Origin of the sequence: Actinoplanes lobatus (genome assembly GCF_014205215.1) — a bacterium.
Taxonomy (GTDB): Bacteria; Actinomycetota; Actinomycetes; order Mycobacteriales; family Micromonosporaceae; genus Actinoplanes; species Actinoplanes lobatus.
This window is the reverse complement of record NZ_JACHNC010000001.1, coordinates 1,690,557-1,715,088: the sequence shown is the minus strand read 5'-3', so window position 1 is coordinate 1,715,088 and position 24,532 is coordinate 1,690,557. Positions and strand designations below refer to the sequence as shown.

General features: G+C 68.6%; 28 protein-coding genes. 26 read left to right on the top strand and 2 right to left on the bottom strand.

Features of this window, described 5'->3' with window-relative positions:
- Nucleotides 1-18: 18 nt before the first annotated feature.
- Entirely contained in the window at nucleotides 19-780 is a 762-nt protein-coding gene (locus tag BJ964_RS07695) for a maleylpyruvate isomerase family mycothiol-dependent enzyme (protein ID WP_188120033.1), read from the bottom strand.
- 68 nt (nucleotides 781-848) lie between these two features.
- Between BJ964_RS07695 and BJ964_RS07690 the strand changes: the two genes are divergently transcribed.
- The gene (locus BJ964_RS07690; RefSeq protein ID WP_268248033.1) at nucleotides 849-1,871 is read left to right on the top strand and encodes a UDP-N-acetylmuramate dehydrogenase; all 1,023 of its coding nucleotides are present in this window, start codon (nucleotides 849-851) and stop codon (nucleotides 1,869-1,871) included.
- Between the two features lie 4 nt (nucleotides 1,872-1,875).
- Here the strand turns inward: BJ964_RS07690 and BJ964_RS07685 are convergent, their stop codons facing one another.
- Nucleotides 1,876-2,532: a CAP domain-containing protein gene (locus BJ964_RS07685; RefSeq protein WP_223149503.1), complete on the bottom strand. Its 657-nt coding sequence runs from the start codon at nucleotides 2,530-2,532 to the stop codon at nucleotides 1,876-1,878.
- 309 nt (nucleotides 2,533-2,841) lie between these two features.
- On the opposite strand from BJ964_RS07685, the gene BJ964_RS07680 reads away from it, so the two are divergent.
- From BJ964_RS07680 to BJ964_RS07560, 25 genes are all read left to right on the top strand, one after another.
- Entirely contained in the window at nucleotides 2,842-3,540 is a 699-nt protein-coding gene (locus BJ964_RS07680) for a response regulator transcription factor (protein ID WP_188120031.1), read from the top strand.
- Nucleotides 3,541-3,626: 86 nt separating this feature from the next.
- The gene (locus BJ964_RS07675; protein ID WP_188120030.1) at nucleotides 3,627-5,981 is read left to right on the top strand and encodes a chemotaxis protein CheA; all 2,355 of its coding nucleotides are present in this window, start codon (nucleotides 3,627-3,629) and stop codon (nucleotides 5,979-5,981) included.
- A 1-nt stretch (nucleotide 5,982) separates the two neighbouring features.
- Nucleotides 5,983-6,420: a chemotaxis protein CheW gene (locus BJ964_RS07670; RefSeq protein ID WP_183222468.1), complete on the top strand. Its 438-nt coding sequence runs from the start codon at nucleotides 5,983-5,985 to the stop codon at nucleotides 6,418-6,420.
- Nucleotides 6,420-7,292 carry a hypothetical protein gene (locus BJ964_RS07665; protein WP_188120029.1) on the top strand — a complete coding sequence of 291 codons (873 nt, stop codon included), beginning with the start codon at nucleotides 6,420-6,422 and terminating at the stop codon, nucleotides 7,290-7,292. Before BJ964_RS07670 ends, BJ964_RS07665 begins: the two co-directional genes overlap by 1 nt.
- 13 nt (nucleotides 7,293-7,305) lie before the next feature.
- Complete coding sequence (locus BJ964_RS07660; RefSeq protein WP_188120028.1) at nucleotides 7,306-8,463, top strand: protein-glutamate methylesterase/protein-glutamine glutaminase; 1,158 nt, start codon at nucleotides 7,306-7,308, stop codon at nucleotides 8,461-8,463.
- On the top strand, nucleotides 8,460-9,305 hold the full coding sequence (locus tag BJ964_RS07655; RefSeq protein ID WP_188120027.1) for a CheR family methyltransferase: 846 nt from the start codon (nucleotides 8,460-8,462) through the stop codon (nucleotides 9,303-9,305). Before BJ964_RS07660 ends, BJ964_RS07655 begins: the two co-directional genes overlap by 4 nt.
- 5 nt (nucleotides 9,306-9,310) lie before the next feature.
- Nucleotides 9,311-9,697 (top strand): response regulator, encoded by a 387-nt coding sequence (locus BJ964_RS07650; protein WP_183222472.1) that lies wholly within the window; start codon nucleotides 9,311-9,313, stop codon nucleotides 9,695-9,697.
- A complete protein-coding gene (locus BJ964_RS07645) occupies nucleotides 9,694-10,179 on the top strand; it encodes a chemotaxis protein CheX (protein WP_188120026.1) in 486 nt (161 codons plus the stop codon). Before BJ964_RS07650 ends, BJ964_RS07645 begins: the two co-directional genes overlap by 4 nt.
- The gene (locus BJ964_RS07640; protein WP_188120025.1) at nucleotides 10,176-10,538 is read left to right on the top strand and encodes a response regulator; all 363 of its coding nucleotides are present in this window, start codon (nucleotides 10,176-10,178) and stop codon (nucleotides 10,536-10,538) included. Before BJ964_RS07645 ends, BJ964_RS07640 begins: the two co-directional genes overlap by 4 nt.
- 7 nt (nucleotides 10,539-10,545) lie before the next feature.
- A complete protein-coding gene (locus BJ964_RS07635; protein WP_188120024.1) occupies nucleotides 10,546-11,034 on the top strand; it encodes a hypothetical protein in 489 nt (162 codons plus the stop codon).
- A gap of 151 nt (nucleotides 11,035-11,185) precedes the next feature.
- Complete coding sequence (locus BJ964_RS07630; RefSeq protein WP_188120023.1) at nucleotides 11,186-11,617, top strand: flagellar hook assembly protein FlgD; 432 nt, start codon at nucleotides 11,186-11,188, stop codon at nucleotides 11,615-11,617.
- 34 nt (nucleotides 11,618-11,651) lie between these two features.
- On the top strand, nucleotides 11,652-12,905 hold the full coding sequence (locus BJ964_RS07625) for a flagellar hook protein FlgE (RefSeq protein WP_188120022.1): 1,254 nt from the start codon (nucleotides 11,652-11,654) through the stop codon (nucleotides 12,903-12,905).
- A 194-nt stretch (nucleotides 12,906-13,099) separates the two neighbouring features.
- Nucleotides 13,100-13,381, top strand: coding sequence for a flagellar FlbD family protein (locus tag BJ964_RS07620; protein ID WP_188120021.1), 282 nt, complete (start codon nucleotides 13,100-13,102; stop codon nucleotides 13,379-13,381).
- Nucleotides 13,381-14,172 (top strand): flagellar motor protein, encoded by a 792-nt coding sequence (locus tag BJ964_RS07615; protein ID WP_188120020.1) that lies wholly within the window; start codon nucleotides 13,381-13,383, stop codon nucleotides 14,170-14,172. The genes BJ964_RS07620 and BJ964_RS07615 overlap by 1 nt, the downstream gene beginning before the upstream one ends.
- 5 nt (nucleotides 14,173-14,177) lie before the next feature.
- Nucleotides 14,178-15,191 (top strand): flagellar motor protein MotB, encoded by a 1,014-nt coding sequence (locus BJ964_RS07610; RefSeq protein WP_188120019.1) that lies wholly within the window; start codon nucleotides 14,178-14,180, stop codon nucleotides 15,189-15,191.
- Nucleotides 15,192-15,209: 18 nt separating this feature from the next.
- Entirely contained in the window at nucleotides 15,210-15,665 is a 456-nt protein-coding gene (locus BJ964_RS07605) for a flagellar basal body-associated FliL family protein (protein WP_188120018.1), read from the top strand.
- A 109-nt stretch (nucleotides 15,666-15,774) separates the two neighbouring features.
- Nucleotides 15,775-16,725 (top strand): flagellar motor switch protein FliM, encoded by a 951-nt coding sequence (locus tag BJ964_RS07600; RefSeq protein WP_229807086.1) that lies wholly within the window; start codon nucleotides 15,775-15,777, stop codon nucleotides 16,723-16,725.
- Nucleotides 16,722-17,474 carry a flagellar motor switch protein FliN gene (gene fliN, locus BJ964_RS07595; RefSeq protein ID WP_188120017.1) on the top strand — a complete coding sequence of 251 codons (753 nt, stop codon included), beginning with the start codon at nucleotides 16,722-16,724 and terminating at the stop codon, nucleotides 17,472-17,474. The genes BJ964_RS07600 and fliN overlap by 4 nt, the downstream gene beginning before the upstream one ends.
- A gap of 5 nt (nucleotides 17,475-17,479) precedes the next feature.
- Nucleotides 17,480-17,902: a flagellar biosynthetic protein FliO gene (locus tag BJ964_RS07590; RefSeq protein WP_229807087.1), complete on the top strand. Its 423-nt coding sequence runs from the start codon at nucleotides 17,480-17,482 to the stop codon at nucleotides 17,900-17,902.
- 4 nt (nucleotides 17,903-17,906) lie between these two features.
- Nucleotides 17,907-18,668, top strand: coding sequence for a flagellar type III secretion system pore protein FliP (gene fliP / locus BJ964_RS07585; RefSeq protein ID WP_188120016.1), 762 nt, complete (start codon nucleotides 17,907-17,909; stop codon nucleotides 18,666-18,668).
- 4 nt (nucleotides 18,669-18,672) lie between these two features.
- Nucleotides 18,673-19,437, top strand: a complete 765-nt coding sequence (gene fliR / locus BJ964_RS07580; protein WP_188120015.1) for a flagellar biosynthetic protein FliR — start codon at nucleotides 18,673-18,675, stop codon at nucleotides 19,435-19,437.
- Between the two features lie 58 nt (nucleotides 19,438-19,495).
- Nucleotides 19,496-20,587 (top strand): EscU/YscU/HrcU family type III secretion system export apparatus switch protein, encoded by a 1,092-nt coding sequence (locus tag BJ964_RS07575; RefSeq protein ID WP_188120014.1) that lies wholly within the window; start codon nucleotides 19,496-19,498, stop codon nucleotides 20,585-20,587.
- 131 nt (nucleotides 20,588-20,718) lie between these two features.
- The gene (gene flhA / locus BJ964_RS07570; protein WP_188120013.1) at nucleotides 20,719-22,770 is read left to right on the top strand and encodes a flagellar biosynthesis protein FlhA; all 2,052 of its coding nucleotides are present in this window, start codon (nucleotides 20,719-20,721) and stop codon (nucleotides 22,768-22,770) included.
- On the top strand, nucleotides 22,748-24,256 hold the full coding sequence (locus BJ964_RS07565) for a hypothetical protein (RefSeq protein ID WP_188120012.1): 1,509 nt from the start codon (nucleotides 22,748-22,750) through the stop codon (nucleotides 24,254-24,256). Before flhA ends, BJ964_RS07565 begins: the two co-directional genes overlap by 23 nt.
- 12 nt (nucleotides 24,257-24,268) lie before the next feature.
- Complete coding sequence (locus BJ964_RS07560; protein ID WP_188120011.1) at nucleotides 24,269-24,520, top strand: hypothetical protein; 252 nt, start codon at nucleotides 24,269-24,271, stop codon at nucleotides 24,518-24,520.
- Nucleotides 24,521-24,532: the final 12 nt, after the last annotated feature.

The window sequence follows — 24,532 nt, the reverse complement described above, 5'->3', positions numbered from 1 at the left end:
GGATCTTGACACCCAACCTCAGCCGGTGTGCAGGGCCTGCACCAGCCGCGGATCGCCGGTGAGGGCGAGCTGGTCGGCCCGTTTCCGGCCCATCAGGGCCAGTTGCAGGTCGCTGGCCGTGCCGGTGATCCGCGCCCGCGGGTGGTGATCGTCGCCGTCCAGGATCGTGCCGGTGTCCAGCAGGGCGATGCCGGTGCCGCGCAGCCGGACGAACCACTCCTGCGCCGCGTCCGTCCCGACCAGATGCACGACGCCGTGCATGTCGGTCGGGCCCTTGCGCTTGCCGGCCGGCAGCCAGGTGTCCAGGATCTCGCTCACGCCGTCGGAGGCGAGCTTCGTCTCGATCGGGGTGGCCCGCCCGGCGGCCGACTCGGCGTCCCACCGGTGCACCGAGATCTCGTGGGCCATCCGGCGATGCCAGAAGACGGCCCGCTTCGGCTGCGGCGCCCAGTTCCACGCCGGGAAGTCCGGGTCCAGGGCCTCCAGCGTCTCCACGGTGCCGGTGATCTCACGTCGCAGGTGATCGAGCGCCTCGGACCACTCGGCCGGGCGCTCCGGATGGACGAACCCCTCATGGCGCACGGTCACGCCGCGGGGCACCGTGCCGCGCACCCAGTTCAGCACCGTGGTCACATGGTGGGTGAGGTCGGCGACGGTCCAGTCCGGGCAGCCCGGGACCACCGCGTCCGGCCCACTCTCGGCGACGGCGTCCCAGAGCGCCGGGCCGTCGGCACGCAGCGCGGCCAGCCAGAAATCCTTCGTCGCGTGCAGCCTGTTCATCGCAGTCGTCTCCCGCTCGGCCGGACCGCCGGTGAAACCCCCCGCAGTGTGAGCTTAGGGTGAGCGTCGTGACTGACACTTCCCTGGCGGCGTACACGACGCTACGCCTCGGCGGGCACGCCGGCACAGTGACCAACGCGGTCCATACGGACGAGGCGGTCGCCGCGGTCCGTAAGGCCACCGCGGAGGGGCGGTCGTTGCTGGTGCTGGCCGGCGGCAGCAACGTCGTGATCGGCGACTCCGGCTTCGACGGCGAGGTGCTGCTGCTGCGGGACCGGGGCGTCGAGGTGGTCGGCGAGGACGCCTCCGGTGTCCTGGTGCGGGTGTCGGCCGGCGAGCCCTGGGACGACTTCGTGGCGTACGCCGTGGCGAACGGATGGTCCGGCGTCGAGTGCCTGTCCGGGATCCCGGGCGCGGCCGGGTCGACCCCGATCCAGAACGTCGGGGCGTACGGCCAGGAGGTCGCGCACACCATCGAGGCGGTGCACGCGTACGACCGGATCGCCGACGAGACCCGCGTCATGTCCCCGGCCGACTGCCGTTTCGGCTACCGGTCCAGCGTGTTCAAGCACGACGACCGGCATCTGGTCACCGCCGTCGACTTCCGGCTCGCCCGCTCGGCGGAGTCGGCCCCGATCCGGTACGCGGAACTCGCCCGTACCCTCGGCGGGTCGGCCGGCGACCGGGTGCCGCTGCGGCAGGCCCGCGACACGGTGCTCAAGCTGCGGGCCGGCAAGGGGATGGTGCTCGATCCGGAGGACCGGGACACCTGGTCGGTCGGGTCGTTCTTCACCAATCCGGTGGTGCCCGCGGAGTTCTTCGCGACGCTTGGCGAGATGCCGCACTGGCCGGGCGCGGACGGGACCGTGAAGATCCCGGCGGCGTGGCTGATCGAGCAGTCCGGCTTTCCGAAGGGGTACGCCGGGGACGGCGTGGCGATCTCCGGCAAGCACACGCTGGCGCTGACCAACCGCGGTGACGGCACCACGGCGGCGCTGCTCGACCTGGCCCGGACGATCCGTGACGGGGTCCGTGCCCGGTTCGGTGTCGAACTGCACCCGGAGCCGGTTCTGATCAACTGCGCCCTCTGACCGCCTAACGCCAGCCGAACACCTGCGTGTAGTACGGAGTGCCGTCGGCCGCGTAGGCCACGCCGGCCCCGACCGAGCGTGCCTTGCAGTTGAGGATGTTCCGCCGGTGGCCCGGGCTGGACATCCACGCCGCGATCACCTCGGGCACGGTGCGGTAGCCCCAGGCGATGTTCTCCCCGGCGGGCTGCTGGTACCCGGCTTCCGCGGTGCGGTCCACGAAGGTCGAGCCGTCCCGCCAGACGTGACTGAAGAGCCGGGTCCGGGCCATGTAGTTGCTCTGCCGCAGGGACGCGGCGACCAGGTGGTCGTCGACCGTGAGGTTGGGACAGCCGGCGTCGCGGCGGGTCTCGTTGGTGAGGCGGACCACCTGGGCCATCACGGCGCGGGCCCGGAGCGGGGTGCGGATCGGCGCCGACCGGACCCGGACGGTGGTCGCCGGGGCCTCTTCCGCCGGGCTCGGCGTGAGGGGTGCGGGAGCGCTGGCCCGTGGCGGGACGGCCTGCGGTCGTTGCGGGACGGTCGGCCCCTGGGCCAGCGCCGGTGCGGTGAGAGCGAACAGCACGGGTGCTGCCACGAGCGTGCCGACGCGTCGAAGTACCAGGTCGAACACGAATGCCTCCCGGATGCAGGTATGGGCGCTGATCGCCCCGTTACTGCTCATCGCACCCCTTTACACGCGGCGTGTCACATCTTTCGGGGAATGGGCGGTAAGCCGTCCGAGAAATGTCAGGCTGTAGGGATGTCCCGATCGGACATACGGCCTAGCCCGTTCAGGTCCACCGGCCGGATCCTCGCGGACCGGCTCCGGCCCCGCCCCTCGGCGCTAGACTGTCACTGTCCGTAAATAGGTGAACACATCACGCTATGGTGTGTTTGCGCCGGACTTTTCTTCCCGCTCGCGTTCACGCGGCGGAGATCGGCCGTGCCTTTACGGGGCACGAGCGCGAGTTGGGGGCAGGGTGAGCAAACGATGAGTCGCCTTCTCGTGGTCGAGGACGACCCGGACATCGCACTCGCTCTCCGGATGTTGTTCAGCCGGGCCGGATACGAGGTGGCGCATGCCGCCGACGGCCGCTCCGGGCTGAAGGAGGCCTACGCCGAACACCCTGACCTGGTGGTGCTCGACGTCGGCCTGCCGGAGATGGACGGCTGGCAGGTGCTGGAGCGGCTGCGGGACGTCTCGGACGTGCCGGTGCTGGTCCTCACGGCCCACGGCCAGGAGGCGGAGAAGGTGCGCGGCCTGCGCGGCGGCGCCGACGACTACCTGACCAAGCCGTTCGCCAACAACGAACTGCTGGCCCGGGTCGAGGCGCTGCTGCGGCGTTCCAACTCCGGACAGAACACCTGGGCCAGCCAGATCTACGACGACGGCCTCGTGCACCTGGACCCGACCAAGCGCCGGGTCTACGTCAAAGGCGACGAGAAGCGTCTCACGCCCACCGAGTTCCGCCTGCTCAACGCGCTGGTTCGGCATGCCGGCGCGGTCCTCAGTCCGAACCAGCTACTCACCCAGGCGTGGGACGACCCGACCGGCATCGGCCAGGAGCGGGTCAAGTTCGCGGTGCTCCGTCTGCGCCGGAAACTGGGCTGGTCCGATCCCGACGACTCTCCCATCGAGTCCGTCCGGGGCTTTGGCTACCGCTACCGGCGTCCGGGTGGAGAGGTCTGACCAACGCCGTACCGGTCGAGTCTTCTCAGTTGACGCCCGCTCGAGTCGATGAGGGCAGTGAAGCCGAGCAGGGAGGTAGGTAAGCCGTGGAAGACCTTGGCGAGATCGTCGGCGAATTCCTCATGGAGAGCCACGAGAACCTGGACCAAATCGACCGGGATCTCGTTAGCCTCGAACAGGAACCGGACTCGCGTGACCTGATCTCCCGCATCTTCCGGGCGATCCACACGATCAAGGGCACCAGTGGGTTCCTGGCGTTCTCCCGTCTGGAGAAGCTCGCGCATGCGGGTGAGTCACTGTTGTCCCGGCTCCGGGACGGCGTGCAGCCGGTCACCCCGGAGACCATTACCGTTCTGCTGGTCTGCATCGACGGCGTCCGGTCCATCCTCGCCTCCATCGAGGAGAACGGGACCGAGGCCGAGGTCGACATCGACAGCATGATCGTCAAGATCCAGGCGCAGATGAACGCGCCCTCGGACGGCGCTCCCGCGGCTGCTCCCACGGCCGCCTCCGCCGCTCCGGCCGCCGAGGCGCCGGTGAGCGTCGAGCAGGAGACCCCGACGGCCCCCCGCCCGGTCCCCGACCCGGTCGCCGAGCAGCGTCAGCCGCTCGGCCAGATCCTGGTCGACGCCGGCGCGGCGCAGGCCACCGATGTGTCCTCGGCGCTCCAGCAGCAGATCGAGGGTGACGAGCGCAGACTCGGCACCATCCTGCTCGAGGAGGGCAAGGCCCAGCCGGCCGCGGTCAGCGAGGCGCTGCAGTCCCAGGCCCCGAAGCGGAGCATCGCGGACAGCGCGATCCGGGTCGACGTCGACCTGCTCGACACCCTGATGAACATGGTCGGTGAGCTGGTGCTCGCCCGGAACCAGCTGGTCCGCGGCGTGATGGAGACCGGTGACTCCGGCCTGGTCCGCAGCGCCCAGCGGCTCGGCATGATCACCAGTGAGCTGCAAGAGGGCATCATGAAGACCCGGATGCAGCCCATCGAGCACATCTGGTCCAAGCTGCCCCGAGTCATCCGGGACCTGAGCAACTCGATGGGCAAGCAGGTCGCGCTGGTCATGGAGGGCAAGGAGACCGAGCTCGACCGGAGCCTGCTGGAGGCGGTCAAGGACCCGCTGACCCACCTCGTGCGCAACGCGGTGGACCACGGCATCGAGGATCCGGAACGCCGGATCGCCGCGGGCAAGGGCCCGGAGGGCACGCTCACGCTCCGCGCCTACCACGAGGGTGGCCACGTCGCGGTCGAGGTTGCCGACGACGGAGCGGGCCTGGACGTCGACCGGATCGCGGAGAAGGCCGTGCAGAAGGGCCTGCTCCGCCCGGAGCAGATCCCGAACATGGACAAGCGCGACATCATGGCGATGGTTTTCCAGCCGGGCTTCTCCACCGCCGCGAAGGTCACCAACGTGTCCGGCCGCGGCGTCGGTATGGACGTCGTGAAGACCAACATCGAGAACATCGGCGGCGCGGTCAGCGTCGACTCGACAGCCGGCGAGGGTACGGTCTGGCGGCTCACCATCCCGCTGACGCTCGCGATCATCCAGGCGCTCACCGTCGACTGCGGCGACCAGCGTTACGTCGTGCCCCAGGTCGCGGTGCTCGAGCTGGTCTTCATCGACGGCAACAACACCAAGGTGGAGTACGCGTCCGGCGCGCCCGTCTACCGGTTGCGCGGCAAACTGCTGCCGCTGGTCCGCCTGGACCGCGCGCTCGGCCTCGAGGTCGGCGGCGACCAGGGCGTCTACATCATGGTGCTGCAGGCCGACGGCCGGCGGTTCGGCCTGGTCGTGGACCGGGTGCTGAACACCGAAGAGGTCGTCGTCAAAGCCCTCAACACCAGATTCAAGGACATCGGACTGTACGCCGGAGCGACGATCCTGGGCGACGGCAAGGTGGGTCTCATCCTGGACGTCTCCTCGCTGGCCCGGCGCTCGCACCTCGCGGTCGACTCGGAGCGGGAGAGCGTCGCCGAGAAGCGCGGCCAGGCCGCCGTCGGCACCGAGCGCCTGCTGGTGACCGCGGTCGGCGAACGCCGCGTGGCGATCCCGCTGGACACGGTGACCCGGTTGGAGGAGTTCCCCCGGGATCGCATCGAACATGCCGGGTCCCGTGAGGTGGTTCAGTACCGGGGGCAGATCCTGCCGCTGGTGCGGTTGTCCCACCTGCTCGGGGCGTACGGCGAGGAGTTGGAGGGCGACACCGTCTCGGTGGTCGTCTACAGCGAGGGCGGAAAGAGCGTGGCACTGGTCGTGGACCGAATCGTGGACATCGCCGAGAACTCGACCACCGCGCGCCGCGACGCGGAGGAGGACGGCCTGGTCGGCACCGCGGTGATCCAGCAGCGGGTCACCGAGCTGCTCGATGTGCGCCGGGCCATCCTCGCCGCGGATCCGAACTTCTACAGCGATTCCATGGACGAGATGATGGTTGAGGTCTGACATGGCGAGCCGTCAGTTCGCCACCTTCGAGGTGGACGGCCAGCTCTTCGGGGTCGAGGTGCACACCGTGCAGGAGGTGCTCTCGTACAACGAGTACACCCCGGTGCCACTCGCTCCGCCGGCCGTGGGTGGACTCTTCAACCTGCGCGGCCAGGTGATCGCCGCGGTGGACCTTCGGGTGCAGCTCGGGCTGGCCCGCCAGGCCCTGCAGGGCCCGGTCATGAACGTCATCCTGCGCGGTGACGGTGAACCGGTGTCCCTGCTGGTGGACAAGATCGGCGAAGTGGTGGATCTCGACGACGAGACGTTCGAGCCGCCACCGGACACGCTGAGCGGCCCCACGCGGGAGCTCGTGGTCGGCACGTTCAAGCTGGACGGGCGGCTGATGCTGGCTCTCGACGTCAATCAGGCCGTCGACACATACCGCGCCACCCACTGATGTACAGCCTGGTCAGCGCCCCCGTCCTGGGCTTCGATCTGACCCGCCTCGAAGGCGGGCCGGCCGCGGCCGAGGTCCTGCTGCGCGCGTTGCGCCTGCAGGCCGGGGACCTGCCGGTGCTCGCCGGGCGGCTGCCCGACGAGGAGGTCCGCGGACCGCTCTGGGTGGAGGTGGAGAGCGCCGCGCGCCGCATGCCGTCGCTCAAGGCAATGTCGAAGGACGACCCGGCCGGAAACCTCGCATTGGTCGAGCGCGCGCCGATAGGCACGGTCGACGCCCTTCTGACCTGCCTGCGCTACGACGTGATGTCGTGGACCTGGGAGGGCGCCGGCCGGGACGCCCGGCAGAGCGAGGACGCATCCGCGGCCACCGCCCTGCTGTGTGACGCGGCGGTCGCCAGCTACCTGCGTGAGGTGCTGGACGACGACACCCGGCGACGGCTGGGCGCGGGCTGGGTGGCGGCGGTGCGGAAGCTGCCGACCGGCGCCCCGATCGACCTGGGCCCGCACCACTACACGGTGTCGGCCCTGCTCGACCGGTTGCGCACGCTGCGGACCGAGGACCGGCAACGGGTCTCGACCGCGGCCGACGACGCCCGGCGGAACACCGCCGGCTGGTCGCCCGCCGTGCATTCGGCGTCGTGGGCGGCGTACCTCTCCGATCGGGTCCGAACCGCCGCCGCGGCACAGATGCTGCTGGTACAGGCGGTGGATACGGCCGGGATTCCGCTGGCCGACCGGGCCGGCGGGGTCTGGAACATGCTCAGCGGCGCCGTTCAGGCGCTGGTGGTCCGCGATCTGCTGGACACCGCAACGGCACACCGGTTGCTTGCACCGGTCGTGGCCGCGCTCGGTCCGGCCTGGCTCGGTTGAAGGGAGTGGTCGAATGATCTCGGTTCTCGTCGTCGACGATTCCGTCGTGGTTCGTCGACTGATCGTCGACGCTCTCGGGGAAGCGCCGGGCATCCAGGTGGTCGGTACGGCCGCGAACGGTCTGCTCGCCCAGGCGAAGATCGACCAGCTCAAACCCGACGTGATCACCATGGACATCGAGATGCCGCAGATGGACGGCATCGAAGCGGTCCGTGAACTGCGCAAACGGCACAACACGCCGGTGATCATGTTCAGTACGCTCTCCGCCGCGGGCGCGAACGCCACCCTGGAGGCACTGGCCGCCGGTGCGACCGACTACGTCACCAAGCCCAGCAACGTGGGCTCGGTGGCGGAGTCCATCGCGGCGGTGCGCCAGCAGCTCGTACCCAAGATCCAGGTGCTCAGCGGGCGTCGCCGCCCGCCGGCCGGGCCACCCCTGCGGGGTCCGTCGCCGGCGGCGGGCCTCCGTCCCGGCGCCACGCCGCTGCGGCCCGGTGGTCTACCGGCCGTGGCCGGACGGCCCGCCAACGGGCCCGTGCCGGCTCGCCCGGCCGTCCGTCGCGCCCCCGGCGGGAAGATCGACATCCTGGCGATCGGCTCCTCCACCGGTGGGCCGGACGCGCTCACCAAGGTCCTTCTCGGGCTGCCGACAGATCTGCCGGTCCCGATCGTGATCACGCAGCACATGCCGCCGGTCTTCACCAAGATGTTCGCCGAACGCCTGGACCGGAGCACCCCGCTCCGGGTGCTGGAGGCCGGTGAGGGCATGGAACTCGCGGCCGGCACCGTCTACATCGCCCCGGGCGACCGTCATCTGGTCTTCGAGCGTCGCGGCACCGCCACCGTCACCCGGCTCAGCGGGGCGCCACCGGAGAACTCGTGCCGCCCGGCCGTGGACGTGATGTTCCGCTCGGTGGCGGCGCTGTACGGCGGCTTGGCGTACGCGGCCGTGCTTACCGGAATGGGACAAGACGGACGGAGTGGTGCGAAAGTGCTACGTGACTCGGGTGCCGAGGTGCTGGCACAGGACGAGGCGAGTTCGGTGGTCTGGGGCATGCCCGGCGCCGTGGTCGGCGCGGGACTGGCGGACGAGATCCTGCCCCTGGACCGGATCGCGAGCGCGCTGCTCAACCGGGTCCGGGTGGGCCGGACGGCGGCGGTGGCCCGATGACACTTTCCCAAGCGGAGTTCGCCTTCGTCTCCAACCTGGTGCGCAAGGAGGCATCGATCGTCCTGGCGCCGGGGAAGGAGTACCTGGTCGAGGCCCGGCTCATCCCGGTGGCCCGGGCGGTCGGGGCGGCGAACGTCAACGACTTCATCGGCGACCTGCAGAAGCGGCCCGACCCGGCGCATCAGATCAAGATCATCGACGCTCTGACCACCAACGAGACGTCGTTCTTCCGGGACCGGGAGCCGTTCTCGGCGCTCACCGACGTGGTTCTGCCCGAGCTGATCAAGTCCCGGTCGGCGGTGCGCAAGCTCCGCTTCTGGTCGGCCGCCAGCTCCAGTGGACAGGAGGCGTACAGCCTGGCCATCACGCTGCAGGAGACGCTGCCGACCGGCTGGACCTACGAGATCCTCGGGACCGACATCTCCACCGCGATGGTGGACCGCGCCAACAAGGCCGAGTACAGCCAGGTCGAGGTGAACCGCGGCTTGGCGGCCACCCAGCTGGTGCAGTACTTCGAACGGGCCGGCGCACACTGGCGGGTCATCCCGGCACTGCGCAAGAACGTCTCGTTCAAACACATGAGTCTCACCGCACCGTTTCCCCCGATGCAGCCGTTCGACGTGATCTTCCTGCGCAACGTCCTCATCTACTTCGATGTGGCCACCAAGCGCCAGGTACTGCGGAATGCCGCGAAGATCCTGCGCCCGGACGGCCTGCTCTTCCTCGGCGCGGCCGAGACCACTATCGGAATCGACGACAACTACGAGCGAGTGGCCGCCGGCCGCACCTCTGCCTACCGGACTCGTACTGCGGCGCCCGTCGGTGCCGCGAGAAGGGGATGACGCCGATGCGCGCCATGGTGATCGACGACTCACGCGCGATGCGCATGATTCTCAAGCGCATCGTCACGAAGCTCAACTTCGAGGCGGTGGAGGCGGGGGACGGCAAGGAAGCGCTGGATCTCCTGGCCGATATGACGGAGGTGCCGGATCTGGCCCTCATCGACTGGAACATGCCCAACATGAACGGGCTGGAGTTCGTCACCAAGGTCCGGGCCGATCCGCGGCTCCGGGAGATGACCCTCGTGATGGTCACCACCGAGAGTGAGCAAAGCCAGATCGTCCGGGCGCTCGCCGCGGGCGCCCACGAATACGTGATCAAGCCCTTCACCGAAGGGGCCATGATCGAAAAGCTGGCCCTGCTGGGCCTCGTCCCGACCGGAGCGAACTCATGAGCACCGAAGTCGAGGTCGATGAGAGCGACCTCGCCGAGATGGTGGAACAGGTCTGGGAGTCGTACCTGGATCCGGAGGGTGTCAGTCCTCTGGTTCCGACGTACGACGAGAACCAGCCGTCCGAGGTGCACTCCTCGGTCTCGATCACCGGGTCCTGGACCGGGCATGTCGTCTACGCGTCCTCCCGTGCGGCCGCCGTGCGTGCCGCGGCCGCCTTCCTCGCCATGGATCCCGACGAGGTGAGCGAGGAGGACGTGTCCGACACGCTCGGCGAACTGGCCAACATCGTCGGTGGCAACGTCAAGGCGATGTTGCCGCCGGGGTCGCAGTTGTCGCTCCCACAGGTGAACCTCACGCCGGAATCCTCTGCGCGGTTCCCCAACACCGAGCGCATCGGTGGTGTCTACGGGGTGTGGGAAGGCGAACCCGTGTCCATTTCGATGTGGCACAGCCGCATCGACAACAAGGAGGAGGGCGCATGAAGATCCTTGTCGCTGATGACAGCCGGGTCATGCGGCAGATCGTCGTTCGGACCCTGCGCCAGGCCGGGTTCGGCGATCACGACCTGATCGAGGCGGCCGACGGCCAGCAGGCGCTCGAGCTGGCCACCAAGGAGCAGCCCGATCTGATCATTTCCGATTGGAACATGCCGCACCTGACCGGCATCGATGTGCTGCGTCGCCTTCGTGGCGCCGGCAACAAGGTCAAGTTCGGCTTCGTCACCTCGGAGTCGACCCCTGAGATGAAGACGGCCGCCGAGGATGCGGGCGCGGACTTCTTCATCATCAAACCTTTTACGGCTGAGCGATTCGACGAAGTGTTCGCTCCTATCCTGGGATAATCACGACATGTCAGACGTATACGTTCTTCCCGGCTCTCTAGCCGTACGCAATCTGTTCGAGGACCTTCTCGGGCGAGAGGTGGTAGTCGGCCCCGGCGAACCGATCGGCGCTGAGGAAGTGCCGACGTCGTCGGTGGCGGTCTTCACCGACAACCGCAATCAGATGTACGCGGCGCTCGCCCTGGATCTCAGCCTCGCCGCCAACGCCGGAGCCGCCCTCGGCCTGCTGCCGGCCGGCGCCGCCGAGGACGCGGTCGACGAGAAGGAACTCTTCCCCAACCTCGCGGAGAACGTCTTCGAGCTGTGCAACATCTTCACCAGCCTCCTCAACAAGGAGGGCGCCAAGCACATCAAGCTCTACCAGGTGATCTACCCGAAGCAGGATCTCCCGGCCGACGTCCGTCAGGTCCTTCTTGCCCTCGGCCGCCGGCTGGACCTCACGGTCGAGGTCACCCGGTACGGAAAGGGAAAGCTCAGCCTGGCTCTCGCACCCTGACCCACAAGGCGTACAGAACTGAAGAACCTGACATTGCGGGCCCGCCGATCGGCGGGCCCGCAAATTTGTGTTCGGGACCTGATTTGCAACTAAGCAAAGCCGGGGCCGGGCCGAAGCTTAGGTTGAGCCAGCTACGGGACAGGAGAAGTCGATGACCTCACCGATGTCCGGACCCACCGGCGCCGATGCCTATCAGGGAGTGGCCGCGGCCAACGCGGCCTCGGCCAGGAGCAAGACGCTCGCCGACAAGGACACGTTCATGAAGCTCCTCGTCGCGCAGTTGAAGTACCAGGATCCCACCAAGCCCGCCGACTCGACCGCCTTCATGGCGCAGACCGCCCAGTTCACCCAGGTCGAGAAGCTCGAGGACATGGTCGAGATGCTGCAGTCGCAGCGCATGATCGGTGCTAGTTCGCTGGTCGGCAAGACGGTCACGTACATGGACGAGTTCGGTGCGCTACAGACCGGTGTGATCAGCTCGGCGAAGCTCAACGGAGACAGCGAACCGACGCTCAGGGTCGGGAACACGGATGTACAGCTGTCCAAGGTCACGGAAATCATGACCGACGCAAAGACCGCCTAGTCCGTCTTTCCCAGCTCTTCTAAGGACGTCTTACATGCTGCGTTCCCTCTATTCCGGCATCAGCGGTCTCAACGCCCACCAGCGAATGATCGACGTGACCGGCAACAACATCGCGAACGTCAACACGGCCGGCTACAAGTCGTCCCAGATCCAGTTCACCGACACGCTGAGCCAGATGATGTACGCGGCCGGCTCCCCACAGGGCGGTCAGGGTGGCACCAACCCCGCCCAGGTCGGTCTCGGCGTCAAGGTCAGCGCCATCAACACGAACTTCGCCCAGGGTTCGACGCAGACCACCGGCCGAGCCGGCGACATGCTGATCCAGGGCGACGGCTTCTTCGTCACCCGTAGCGGGAACGAGATGCTCTACACCCGGGCCGGCTCGTTCTCCGTCGACGCGAACGGAACGCTGGTCACCAGCAGCGGTGAGCCGATCCAGGGTTGGACCGGGGTGAACGGCGTGGTCAACTCGGCGGGGCAGCCGGGCGACATCCGGATGCCGGTAGGTGCCTCCATCCCGCCGGCGAGGACCAGCCAGATGGGGCTCAAGGGCAATCTGAGCAGTGACGTGCCGCCTGCCCCGGCGGTCGACGACACGGTCACCATCCCGGTCAGGGTCTACGACAACAGTGGTGCGACCAGCACCGCCACCGTCGAGTTCAAACGGAACACCAGCCCCGCCCCGGCATCGACGGACTGGACGGTGACCCTCACCAAGGCGGACGGCACCGTGGTGGGCATGCCGGTGACCCTCGACATGGCGACCGGCAGGCCCGGCGCGGGCACCGCGCCGCCCATGGACACCGACGGCAACATCACCTTCGACCTCGGCGGCCCCGACGAATACAAGGTCAACGTCTCCGACATGACCATGTATTCGGGCCAGTCCGACGCCCGGGTGTTCAGCACCGACGGCCAGACGGCCGGCACGCTGACGTCGACCGGGTTCACGGTCTCCAACACCGGTGAGATCGTCGGTGTCTTCAGCAACGGCCTCAAGCAGGTGCTCGGTCAGGTCGCCGTGGCCACCTTCACCAACCCCAACGGTCTGGAGAAGGTCGGCAACTCGCAATTCCGGAGCACTGTCAACTCCGGGTACGCCCAGGTCGGCGAGGCGGGTTCGGGCGGCATGGGCCAACTCGTCGGCGGTGCGCTGGAGATGTCGAACGTCGACCTCGCACAGGAGTTCACCAATCTGGTCGTCGCCCAGCGCGGCTTCCAGGCGAACTCCCGCATCATCACCACCTCCGACGAACTCCTACAGGAGCTCGTCAGCATGAAGCGTTAAACCGGCACCCGAGCCAGGTCGGCCGGGATGGGCATTCGTGCCCGTCCCGGCCGTTTCCGTGCGCGCCTCCGGGCCGCTGTTCGCACCCGGATAGCGACCGCCTTTAACTCATAGGCAACCGGCGGTCAGCCGAATTGACCAGTGTCGGGCCACGGACGGTCCAACCAGCCGAAGACGTACCAAGGACGGATGTCGTGATCCTCGTAACCCGTATCAATGGAGCCGTGTTCGCACTGAACCCGGACCTGGTCGAGCGCGTCGAGTGCACGCCCGACACGGTCGTCACCCTGGTGGACGGCACCAAGTACATCGTCGCCGAGTCCGTGCCCGAATTCATCGACTCGGTCCGTCACTACCGCGCTTCTCTGATCGCCCAGGCCAGCCGCCTGGAGCCGGAGCCCGCGACCAGCTCCTCCTCTGCCCTGGACAGCGAACTCGAAGCCAAGGTGCTCCCGATGCACCGGAAGGAACGCTGATGGACCTCGCTAGCATCGTCGGTATCGTCGCCGGATTGGCGATCGTTTTCACCGTCCAGATCCTGGAAGGCGGCTCGCCCGTCTCCATCCTGCTGTTCCCGGCAATGCTGCTGGTCTTCGGCGGCGCCTTCGCGGCAGCCATGGCCGGCGGCGTCATGAAGGACGCCGGCGGTTTCATCAACCAGCTCAAGAAGGCCTTCACCAGCAAGGTCACCCCGCCCGCCGAGCTGCTCGACAGCGTGGTGAAGCTGGCCGAGCGGGCCCGTCGTGAGGGCCTGCTGGCTCTCGAGGACGCGGTCAAGACGGTCAAGCACCCGTTCCTCAAGCGGGGCCTGCAGCTGGCCATCGACGGCACCGACCCGGACGAGCTGCACGACATCCTGCACGCCGAGGTCGCCGCGAAGAAGAAGGCCGACAAGGCCGGTGTGAAGTTCTTCGAGGGCATGGGTGGCTACGCCCCGACGATCGGCATCATCGGCACGGTGATGGGCCTGGTCCACGTCCTGGAGAACCTGGACAAGCCGGAGACCCTCGGCCACTCGATCGCTGCCGCGTTCGTCGCGACCCTCTGGGGCGTGCTGAGCGCCAACATGATCTTCCTTCCGATGGCCTCCCGTCTCGGCCGGCTGAGCGCGATCGAGGCCGAGGAGATGGAGCTGGTGATCGACGGAGTCCTGGCCATCCAGTCCGGCTCGAACCCGCGTCTGGTTGCCCAGAAGCTGCGCAGCCTGCTGCCGCCGGACGAGATGAAGAAGGCCGAAGCCGCGGCATCGAGCAGGAAGGCGGCCTGATCTAGATGAGTTCCGGCGGGGGCCGTAAGCGCAAGCAGAAGCACGAGGAACACGAGGAGCACGTCAACCACGAGCGCTGGCTCGTGTCGTACGCGGACATGTTGACCCTGCTGTTCGTCCTCTTCGTGGTGCTCTTCTCGATGAGCAGCGTAGACCAGAAGAAGTTCGCCCAGCTGGCGTCCGGTCTGTCGGCCGGATTCGGTGCCCCGACCGTCGCCTTCCAGGGCAACAAGGCTCCGCTCGACGGTTCGGCCAACAGCGCGCAGCTGGTGCAGATCGAACCGGGTTCCAACCCGGACGACGGCACCTCCGGCACCGATGGCATGACCAAGAAGCAGAAGGAAGCGGTCGAGCGGGCCGTCAAGGCCGAGGATCGCAAGCGGGCCTCGGCCGACGCTCAGAAGGCGGCCGGGGAGGTCGAGAACCTGAAGGCGATCGAGCGGAAGATCGCCGACGCGCTCGTGGCGCAGAAGCTGCTCAACAGCGCGAAGTTCACCATCGACCAGCGCGGCCTGGTGGTCACCATCGTCACCAACGAGGTGGTCTTCGCCGGCAACCGCGCCGAGCTGCAGAAGGGCGGCGAGAAGATCCTGAACGCGATCGCCCCGACGCTGGTGAAGCTGCCGAACAACATCGAGGTGGACGGCCACACCAACCAGCTCAAGTCGAAGACCACCTTCTACCCGAGCGGCTGGGAGCTCTCCGCGGCCCGCGCCTCGACCACGGTCCGGTTCCTCACCGACCACGGCGTGGCGAAGAAGCGGCTCACCGCGGTGGGCTTCTCCGACACCAAGCCGCTCATCGACCCGAAGGACCCCCGCTCGATCACCCAGAACCGCCGGGTGGACGTCGTCGTCCTGACCCAGCTCACGCCCGAGCAGGCGGCGCTGCTGCCCTCCGCGGCCGGCACCGACGGCAAGCTGCACACCGGGCAGACCACGGCCGAGTACCTGGCCGAGATCAAGGCCGAGCAGGCGAAGACCGCCACCCCGGCCACCAGCACCACCACCCACGACTGATTCCGAGGGATTCTTCTGATGTCTGACGAGATGGAAACGGCTGCTCAGGAGCCGAAGTCGAACAAGATGATGATGATCGTCATCGCCCTCGTGATGGTCCTGCTGGGTGGCGGCGGCGTCGGGGCGTTCTTCATGCTCCGCAGCGACTCGGCCTCGGCCGAGGAGAAGCCGGAGAAGGGCGTGGTGTTCGCGATCGAGAACCCGCTCACGGTGAACCTCGCGGACGGGCACTACCTGAAGGTCGGGTTCGCCCTCCAGATGACCAAGAAGGCCGGCGAGGAGGAGATCGACACCAGCGAGGCGCTGAACCTCGCGATCGAGCAGTACACCGGCCGCACCGTCGCTGAGCTCTCCACCGAGGCGGGGCGCGTCAAGCTCAAGGGCGAGCTGCTGGAGAAGGTCGAGAAGGCCTACGAGAAGGACGACAAGCAGATGGTCATGGACATCTACTTCACCTCCTTCGTGACCCAGTGACCGCGGGCCGATGGGCGGGTCGCCGTGTGCGACCCGCCCATCGGTGCCAAGAACGGCGGAAAGCGCCGCCACGGCTCAGCGGATCGGTAAGTGAGCCGATGAGGACGACGTGACGACCGCTTCCCGTACCCCCGGCAGGATGTCACGTCGCGGCCAGGGCGGAGGCCCGACCGCGTACGACTTCCGGCGCCCGATCAAGCTCTCCCGTGACCACGTCCGCACGCTGCAGATCGCCTTCGAGACGTACGCGCGCAGCTGTGGCACCCTGCTGACCACCCGGCTCCGGGCGGTCAGCAATGTCTCGTTGATCTCCATCGAGCAGCTGACCTACGAGGAGTACGTCTCCTCGCTCGTCACCCCGACGATCATCGCGGTGGTGGCCCTCGACCCGCTGCCCGGCACGGGCCTGCTGGAGATAGCACAGCCCACGGTGATGACCGCGATCGACCACATGCTCGGCGGTCCCGGTGGCACCCAACCGGAGCGGCCGCTGACCGAGGTGGAGATGCCGCTGCTGCGCGGCCTGCTCGACCGGATGCTGGGCGAGCTGCGGTACGGCTTCGAGAGCATGGTCGACCTCCGGCCGAAGCTCAAGGAGATCGAGTACAACGCGCAGTTCCTGCGTGCCCATGCGCCCGGTGACGCCGTGGTGGTGGCGTCGTTCGAGACCAAGGTCGGCGCGGAGGAGTGCCTCTCCACCATCTGCCTGCCGTTCAACGCCATGCTGTCGGTGCTGGAGCGGACCGAGGCGGTGGTGCTCAGCGCCGCCGAGCGGGAGGTGCGGGATCGGGCCCGGCGCAACCTGACCGCCGGACTTTCCGCCGCTCCGATCGACGTAGCAGTGCGATTCCACCCCATTCGGATGCGTACCGATGACATCGTGGATCTACGTCCCGGTGACGTCGTCCCGCTGGGACACCCGACCAGCCGGCCGCTCGAGGTGACCACCGCCGACATCGTCTTCGCTCATGCGGTTCCCGGTAACCAGGGCACCCGGCTCGCCTGTCTCGTCGTGCCGTCGTCCAACGAGAGCCCGTCCAAGGAGTCTGGCCGCCCATGACAGCGCCCACCATGTCTGTTTCCCAGCTCGGTCTTGCCCGGAACGCCGCCGAAGCCGCACTGGCCGTCCTGCCCACCAGCTACACCCTGACGGTCGCCGACCCGGTGGCGCCGGGCGCGGGGACGGCGATCGAGGGGCAGGCGATCACGGCCCGGTTCACCGGCGCGGCCTCAGGTGAGGTCGTGGTGGTGGTCGGCCAGGACCTGGCGACCGCCCTGCGGGAGAGCCCGCTCGGTGAGCTGGACCTGACCGCGGCGGTCCGCCCGGCCCTGGAGGCGGCGGCCCGGGTGTTCGGCCCGGTGGTCCTGGATCCCGGTCAGCTGATGGAGCCCGAGGTCGCGCTCAGCGCGCTCGCCGTGAAGGAGGGCGCCGTCGCGGTGCCGCTGCGCGACGAGTCCGAGGTACGCGCGGTCGTCGCTCTCGCCCTGAGCCAGTGGCCCGGCGACGACCCCGGCGCGGTGGACGTCGCCCAGCGTGCGGCACCGGTCCAGGGGTCCGGCGGCCGGCGCGGGCTGGACATGCTCTACGACGTCGAGATGGAGGTCTCGGCCGAGCTGGGCCGGACCCGGATGAGTGTGCGGGAGCTGCTGTCGCTCACCCCGGGCGCGATCGTCGAGCTGGACCGGGCCGCCGGAAGCCCGGCCGACCTGCTGGTCAACGGCCGGCTGATCGCCCGCGGCGAGGTCGTCGTGGTGGACGAGAACTTCGGCATCCGGATCACCGAGATCGTCTCCCCCGGTACGGAGTAGCCGCCTTGATCCCCTCCGCCGTCCGGATGATCCTGGCCCTGCTGGTCGTCCTGTTGCTGATGTGGCTGCTGGCCAGGGTGATGCGCAGGCCGTACACCGCCCGCCGCGGCGGCTCGCTGACGGTGCTCAACCGCCAGCCGCTCAGCCGGGGCGCGGCGGTGGCGGTGATCCGGGTGGCGGACCGGGCGCTGGTGGTGGGGATCACCGAACAGCAGGTGAGTCTCCTCGGCGAGGCCGACATACACGCCTTCGAGACCGAGCCGGACGAGGAACACCAGGACGTTCTCGAGGTGGAGCCGGAGGAGCTGCCCGGGCGGCATCCGGCGAGCCACCACGGCCGGCACGGCCGGCTGGAGGGTTCGGTGCTCTCCCGGCGGACCTGGGGTTCGGCGATCGAGTTCCTGCGCGATCGAACGACGAGGCGATGATCCGATGAGCCGGCGCGCGATCCCGTTGCTGCTGATGGTGGCCACCCTGGTGCTGCTGCCGGAGGTCGCCGCGGCGGCTCCCGCGCCGACTCCGTCGCCACCGAGCGTCGACATCCAGATCAACGGTACGAATCCCGACGGCGGCCCACCCGCGTCCCTGGTGATCGTCCTCGCGCTGACCGTGCTCTCGGTGGCGCCGGCCCTGCTGCTGCTCTGCACGTCGTTCACCAAGGTGTTCATGGTGCTCGGCATCACCCGCAACGCGCTCGGCCTGACCAGCATGCCGCCGAACCAGGTACTCGCCGGGCTGGCGCTGTTCCTGAGCATGTTCATCATGGGCCCGACCCTCTCGGCCATCAACCAGGAGGGCATCCAGCCCTATCTCAGCGGTGAGAAGACCCAGTCCGAGGCGTTCGAGGACGGGGTCCAGCCGCTGCGCGAGTTCATGTACCAGGTGACCCGGCCGGAAGAGATCGCCCTGCTGACCAAGGCGGCCGGTCAGGAGAAGCCGGCCAACATCGACGAGGTTCCGCTGGTCACCCTGATCCCGGCCTTCGTGCTGTCCGAGCTGCGTGCCGCGTTCATCATCGGGTTCGTCATCTTCATCCCGTTCCTGATCATCGACCTCGTGATATCGGCGTCGCTGATGTCGCTGGGCATGATGATGCTGCCCCCTGTCACGGTGGCGCTGCCGTTCAAACTGCTGCTGTTCGTGCTGGTCAACGGGTGGGCCCTGATCATCACGGCGCTGGTGGGGTCGTATTGAGGCGATGAACTTCAACATCCCGATCGGGGAGTTCATGGCCTTCATGCTGGGGGTCGTGCGAACCAGCGCGTGGTTGATGGTGTGCCCACCGTTCAACTCGCGGTTCATCCCGGGACCGGTGAAGGCCCTGCTCTCCGTCGGCCTGACCCTGCCGATGGCGCCGTACCTGCGGCAGACCGTCCCGTCGCTGGAGACGGCGGATCTGATCGCCAGCGCGATTCTCCAGGTCTTCATCGGCGCCGCGCTCGGCTTCATCACCGCGTTGTTCTTCGCCGCCTTGCAGGCCGCCGGTGACCTGCTCGACCTCTTCTCCGGCTTCACCCTGGCGTCGACCTACGACCCGTTCTCGCAGAGCAGCAGCTCGATCTTCGGCCGGCTCTACAACCTGGTGGCGCTCACTCTCCTGTTCGCCAGCGACGCGCACCAGATCATCCTGCGGGGCTTCCTGCAGAGCTTCGAGACCCTGCCCCTGGACACCGTCTTCTCGTTGGAGACGTTCAGTCAGGTGCTGATCGAGGGAATCGGTGAGATGTTCCTGGCCGCGGTCCAGATCGCCGGGCCGCTGATCGCGGTGCTGTTCCTGGCCGACGTCGCACTGGGCCTGCTGAACCGGGTGGCGCCCGCACTGAACGTGTTCCAGCTCGGGTTCCCGATCAAGATCTTCCTGGTCGTCACCCTCTCCGGCATCGCCATCATGATGCTGCCGGAGGTGCTGGACAAACTGGTCGACCAGGCGGTCACGATGGTGGTGCGGCTCAGTGGCGGCTGAGGTGCGCCGAAGAGGCCTTTGACAGGCGCGCGGCGCCCCGGCGCCGAGGAGGTGAGACGTGTCCGGCGAGAAGACCGAGGAACCCACTGCCCAAAAGCTGAAGAAGGCCAAGCAGGAGGGGCAGATCGGCCGCACCCAGGACCTCGGCGCCTGGGCCGGCATGCTCGCCGCCAGCATCATCCTCCCTCGCACCCTGGCCAAGGCCATGGAGCACGCCGAAGAGCTGATGGCGAAGGTCCCGGAGACGATCGCCGATCCGGACCCCGCCAAGGCCCTCGGCATCCTGAAGGAAGGGCTGATGGGCGCGGCCTGGACGGTGCTGCCGCTGGCGCTGACCATGATGGCGGTCGGCATCGTGGCGGCCGGTGCGCAGGGCGGCATCCGGGTCGCCACCAAGCTGTTCAAACCCAAGTTCAACCGGCTCAACCCGTTCACCGGGATCAAGCGGATGGTCGGCCCGCAGGGGCTCTGGGAGGGCGCCAAGGCGCTGATCAAGACGACGGTGCTCGGGGTCGTCCTCTACCTGACCATGAAGGACATCATCCCGACGCTGATGACCGCCGGCCAACTGCCGCTGCGCTCCCTGATCGGCGTCATCAACGACGCCGCGGTCCAGCTCATCCGGGCCGCCGCGGCGGTCGGCCTGGTGATGGCCGCGGCCGACTACTTCGTGGTGCGGCGCCGTACCAGGAAGCAGCTGAAGATGAGCAAGGAAGAGGTCAAACAGGAGCACAAGAACACCGAGGGCGATCCGCTGATCAAGGCCCAGATCCGGGCCAAGCAGCACGCCATGGCCCGGAACCGGCAGATGGCCGACGTGCCGACCGCGGATGTGGTGGTGGTCAACCCGGTGCACATCGCGGTGGCGCTGCGGTACGAGCCGGAGAAGGGCGCGCCCCGGGTGGTGGCGAAGGGGCAGGGCCCGCTGGCCGCGAAGATCCGCGACCTCGCGACCGAGAACCGGATCCCGATGGTGCAGGACGTCCCGCTGGCCCGGGCGCTGAACAAGGACTGCGAGATCGGTCAGGAGATCCCGGCGGAGTTCTACGGCGCCGTGGCGAAGGTGCTGGCGTTCGTGATGAGCCTGAAGGCACGTGGTGCGGCCGCTGGTTTCCACCGCAACCCGAACCCCACCCCAGCTGCGGCATAACTACCAAATCCGGAGATTTCCTCACAACGCGGTGCAAGAGCAGGGAAGATCGGTGCGTGGCGGTGCCACAGCGGCCTCCGTGACGGCGCGACACGCTGATCGGGCCGGACTGCCCACGCTCGGAAGGTGCCGTGAAGACGAAGCAGCTTGGCAGATTCGCCGTACCCGTGGGGGTCGTCGGCATCATCATCATGATGGTCGTCCCGCTGCCGACCTTCCTGCTGGACCTGCTGATCGCCGTGAACATCACGACCGCGCTGCTCGTGCTGCTGATCTCGATGTTCGTGCAGAGGCCGCTCGACTTCGCCATCTTCCCCGCGCTGCTGCTCGTCCTGACACTGTTCCGGCTCGCCCTCAACATCAGCGCGACCCGCCTGGTGCTGCGCGACGGCGACGCCGGCAAGGTGATCCACGCGTTCGGCAGCTTCGTCGTCGGTGGCAACCTGGTCATCGGCCTGGTCATCTTCTCGATCCTGGTGATCGTCCAGATGATCGTGGTCACCAAGGGCGCCGAGCGGGTGGCCGAGGTGGGCGCCCGGTTCACCCTCGACGCCATGCCCGGCAAGCAGATGGCCATCGACGCCGACCTCAACGCCGGTCTGATCGACGACTCCGAGGCCAGGAGGCGCCGCGCCGAGGTGGCCGCCGAGGCCGACTTCTACGGCGCCATGGACGGTGGGTCCAAGTTCGTCAAGGGCGACGCGATCGCGGCCATCATCATCACGGTGATCAACCTGGTCGGCGGTTTCGCGGTCGGCATCATGCAGGCCGGCATGTCCCCGGCCGACGCGATGAACCACTACAGCATGCTGAGCATCGGCGACGGCCTGGTCTCACAGATCCCGGCACTGCTGCTGTCGGTCGCCACCGGTCTGATCGTGACCCGTTCGGCCACCACCGGGGACATGGGGCAGAGCGTCACCACCCAGCTCAGCCAGAACAAGCTCGCGCTGCGCATCGGCGGCGGCGCCGCGATCGCCCTGTGCATCATCCCCGGCCTGCCGAAACTTCCCTTTCTGCTGGTCGGTGCGACGGTGCTGTTGATCGCCCAGCGGGTGAAGGACCCCGAGCCGGAGGTGGCCGACGCCCACGGGGCCGCGGCGGAGGCCGCCGATCTGCCCGCACCGGACAGCCCGGAACAGCTGCTCGGCGAGATGCGGATCGACCCGCTGGAACTGGCGCTCGCCCCGGACCTGGTCGACCTCGTCGACGTCAACAGCGGCGACCTGCTCGACCGGGTCCGCGCCCTGCGCCGCAAGATGGCCATGGAGCTCGGCGTGATCATGCCGCCGGTCCGCACCCGGGACGACCTGGACCTGCCCCTCTCCTCGTACGCGATCCGGATCTCCGGGGTGGACGCCGGCGCCGGCCAGGCGCCGCCGGGCACGGTGCTCGCCATCGGCGAGGGCCTCCAGGCGCTGCCCGGCCGCGCCGGGGTCGAACCGGTCTTCGGGCTGGCCGGCAAGTGGGTCCCCGCCGAGCTGCACTACCAGGCCGAGATCTCCGGGGCGACCGTCGTGGACCGGGCCTCGGTGATCATCACGCATCTCGCCGAGATCGTCCGGACCAACGCCAGCCGCCTGCTCGGCCGTGAGGACGTCCGCGCGCTCAGCGACATGGTCAAGCGCACCCACCCGGTCGTGGTGGAGGAGCTGACCCCGGCGCTGCTCAGCCTCGGCCAGATCCAGAAGGTGCTGCAGGCGCTGCTCGACGAGGGCGTGCCGATTCGCGACCTGGTCCGCATCTTCGAGGCGCTCTCGCTGCGGGCCAAGGTCTCCGTCGACCACGACGGCCTGGTCGAGGCGGCGCGTGCGGCCCTCGGCCCGGCCATCGCCGCCCAGTACGCGACCGCCGGCCGGCTCACCGTGATCACACTCGACCCGATGCTCGAGCAGAGCCTGCTCGAGTCCCTGCGGCCCAGCGACACCGGCGCCTTCATGGCGATCGACGGCATGCGTGCCGAGGCGATCGTCAGTGAGGCGGGCCGGCTCACCGAGGCCGCCGAGCAGCAGGGCCTGAATCCGGTCCTGGCGTGCTCACCACAGCTGAGGCTGCCGCTGATGCGACTGCTGCGGGCCGGCTCGCGCCGGGTCCAGGTGCTGTCGTACAGCGAAATCTCTGGTTCCACCGCACAGATCGAGACGATAGGGGTGGTGAACGGTGCCTACGCGGGTGCTTCTTGAGGGGCCGGCCATCGAGCCACTGCTGGCTCAGATTCGTGACGAGTACGGCTCAGCCGTGCGGATCATCTCCGCCGACAAGGTACGAAGTGGTGGCATCGGGGGTTTCTTCGCGAAACAGCACTTCGAGCTCTCCGTCGAGGTACCGGATCCGAACGAGGACAGTGAGGACATGGCGCAACAGCCCGTTGCCGACACAGGCACACCCAGCTTCGAGCGCCTGCTCGAACAGGCCGAAGCCCAGGACCGGGTGAACACCGAGAGGGCGGCCGTCCCCGACCCGCCCGCGCGCCAGGAAGGCCGGCAGGCCGGAATGGGTGACACCGGTGCGGCGTTCGCCGAGCTGATGGCCGGGCTGGACGTCGCCGGTCACCTGGGCGAGGGCCGGGCGCCGGGCAGTCCCCGGTCGGCCAAGCCCCGGCATGCCGAGGCCGGCGAGGACAAACCCGCCGCCGTACGACCGTTCCGGCCGGCGCCGGCCGAGCTGCCCGCCATGCCGAATTTCGGGGAATGGCCCACCGGACGGGATCGGGAGTCCGCCGAGCCGCGCGGGACCATGACACCGATCCGGGCGGCCGCGGCGGCACCGCGCGCCGTGGCACCCGGCGCCGCGGCAGCCGTGTCGCCGGTGCGCACGCCGGAGCCGGCGCCTCCGCAGGCCGCGTTCGGCCCGGTTCCGGCCCCGATGCGGTCGGCCGCCGAGGTGTACGGCCTGGAGGAGTCGATGCCGCTCTCCCCGGTCCCGGCGTCACCGGGCCCGGTCGCGGCCCCGGTCGCGGTCGACCGCGGCGAACTGGACGCGGTCCAGCGCAACCTGATGTCGGTCGGGATGCCGGAGTCGATGGCTCGCAAGATCACGGGCGGGGACACGTACGCCGGTGTGCTCAGCGTCCTGGCCGCCCGCCCGGCCGCACCCGGTATCCCGGACGGCGGCGGCGAGATCCTGGTGCTGGCCGGTGAGGTGCACACCGCGGTGCCGATCGCCAAGCAGCTCCTCGACCAGGTGCACGTGGACCAGACCCATCTGCTGCTGGCGGCGCCCTCCACGGCGGGTACCGGGCTGCACTCGTCCCGGCTCATCTCCAGCCACAACGCGGCCAGGGCACGGGCCGAGAAGCTCCAGAGCTCCGACAATCCATGGGTGGTCGTGATCGATGCCCCGGTCGGCGGGACCGACGCGTTCTGGGTCAACGACATGTGCGAGGCGCTCGGGGCCACCGCGCTCTGGGCCGTCGTCGACGCCACCCGCAAGACCGCGGACACCGCCCGTCATCTGCGCGGGCTCGGCGAGGTCGAGGCCCTCGTGGTGCACGGCGTGGAGCTCACCTCGGATCCGGGTTCGGTGCTGGGCCTGGACGTGCCGATCTTCTCGCTGGACGGCAAGCCGGCCACCCCGCACGCCTGGGCGGCGCTGCTCTGCGCCCGGATCGCGGCCGACGTGACGCCGTCCGCGGCCCAGCGCCGGCTGACCCGTTCCGGCCGCCGTTGAGCGGGCGCCGCGATGATCAGGCCGTCGGTTCTGCTGTTCGCGCTGCTCATCAGCGCGCCGGCCTGGTACCGCCTGCTCCTCGACGAGCTGGAGCTCCGCCAGGTGCTGGTCCGGTTCCTGGTCGCGGTGCCGGTCGCCGCCGTGCTGCTGGCCGGACTCCGGTTCCTCCTCGCCGGTTACCGGAAGGTCGAGGAGGAAGAGGCGCCGGCATCCGTCGTGGTGACACCCGAGCGGTACGACTCCGCGCCCGATGAGTCACGCTGACCACCCGCTGTG

Excerpts from the sequence above, each read along its gene's own strand:
- BJ964_RS07695 (WP_188120033.1), bottom strand. The coding sequence starts at position 780 with ATGAACAGGCTGCACGCGACGAAGGATTTCTGGCTGGCCGCGCTGCGT.
- BJ964_RS07685 (WP_223149503.1), bottom strand. The coding sequence starts at position 2,532 with ATGAGCAGTAACGGGGCGATCAGCGCCCATACCTGCATCCGGGAGGCA.
- BJ964_RS07680 (WP_188120031.1), top strand. The coding sequence starts at position 2,842 with ATGAGTCGCCTTCTCGTGGTCGAGGACGACCCGGACATCGCACTCGCT.
- BJ964_RS07670 (WP_183222468.1), top strand. The coding sequence starts at position 5,983 with ATGGCGAGCCGTCAGTTCGCCACCTTCGAGGTGGACGGCCAGCTCTTC.
- BJ964_RS07665 (WP_188120029.1), top strand. The coding sequence starts at position 6,420 with ATGTACAGCCTGGTCAGCGCCCCCGTCCTGGGCTTCGATCTGACCCGC.
- BJ964_RS07660 (WP_188120028.1), top strand. The coding sequence starts at position 7,306 with ATGATCTCGGTTCTCGTCGTCGACGATTCCGTCGTGGTTCGTCGACTG.
- BJ964_RS07655 (WP_188120027.1), top strand. The coding sequence starts at position 8,460 with ATGACACTTTCCCAAGCGGAGTTCGCCTTCGTCTCCAACCTGGTGCGC.
- BJ964_RS07650 (WP_183222472.1), top strand. The coding sequence starts at position 9,311 with ATGCGCGCCATGGTGATCGACGACTCACGCGCGATGCGCATGATTCTC.
- BJ964_RS07645 (WP_188120026.1), top strand. The coding sequence starts at position 9,694 with ATGAGCACCGAAGTCGAGGTCGATGAGAGCGACCTCGCCGAGATGGTG.
- BJ964_RS07640 (WP_188120025.1), top strand. The coding sequence starts at position 10,176 with ATGAAGATCCTTGTCGCTGATGACAGCCGGGTCATGCGGCAGATCGTC.
- BJ964_RS07635 (WP_188120024.1), top strand. The coding sequence starts at position 10,546 with ATGTCAGACGTATACGTTCTTCCCGGCTCTCTAGCCGTACGCAATCTG.
- BJ964_RS07630 (WP_188120023.1), top strand. The coding sequence starts at position 11,186 with ATGACCTCACCGATGTCCGGACCCACCGGCGCCGATGCCTATCAGGGA.
- BJ964_RS07625 (WP_188120022.1), top strand. The coding sequence starts at position 11,652 with ATGCTGCGTTCCCTCTATTCCGGCATCAGCGGTCTCAACGCCCACCAG.
- BJ964_RS07615 (WP_188120020.1), top strand. The coding sequence starts at position 13,381 with ATGGACCTCGCTAGCATCGTCGGTATCGTCGCCGGATTGGCGATCGTT.
- BJ964_RS07610 (WP_188120019.1), top strand. The coding sequence starts at position 14,178 with ATGAGTTCCGGCGGGGGCCGTAAGCGCAAGCAGAAGCACGAGGAACAC.
- BJ964_RS07605 (WP_188120018.1), top strand. The coding sequence starts at position 15,210 with ATGTCTGACGAGATGGAAACGGCTGCTCAGGAGCCGAAGTCGAACAAG.
- fliN (WP_188120017.1), top strand. The coding sequence starts at position 16,722 with ATGACAGCGCCCACCATGTCTGTTTCCCAGCTCGGTCTTGCCCGGAAC.
- fliP (WP_188120016.1), top strand. The coding sequence starts at position 17,907 with ATGAGCCGGCGCGCGATCCCGTTGCTGCTGATGGTGGCCACCCTGGTG.
- fliR (WP_188120015.1), top strand. The coding sequence starts at position 18,673 with ATGAACTTCAACATCCCGATCGGGGAGTTCATGGCCTTCATGCTGGGG.
- BJ964_RS07560 (WP_188120011.1), top strand. The coding sequence starts at position 24,269 with ATGATCAGGCCGTCGGTTCTGCTGTTCGCGCTGCTCATCAGCGCGCCG.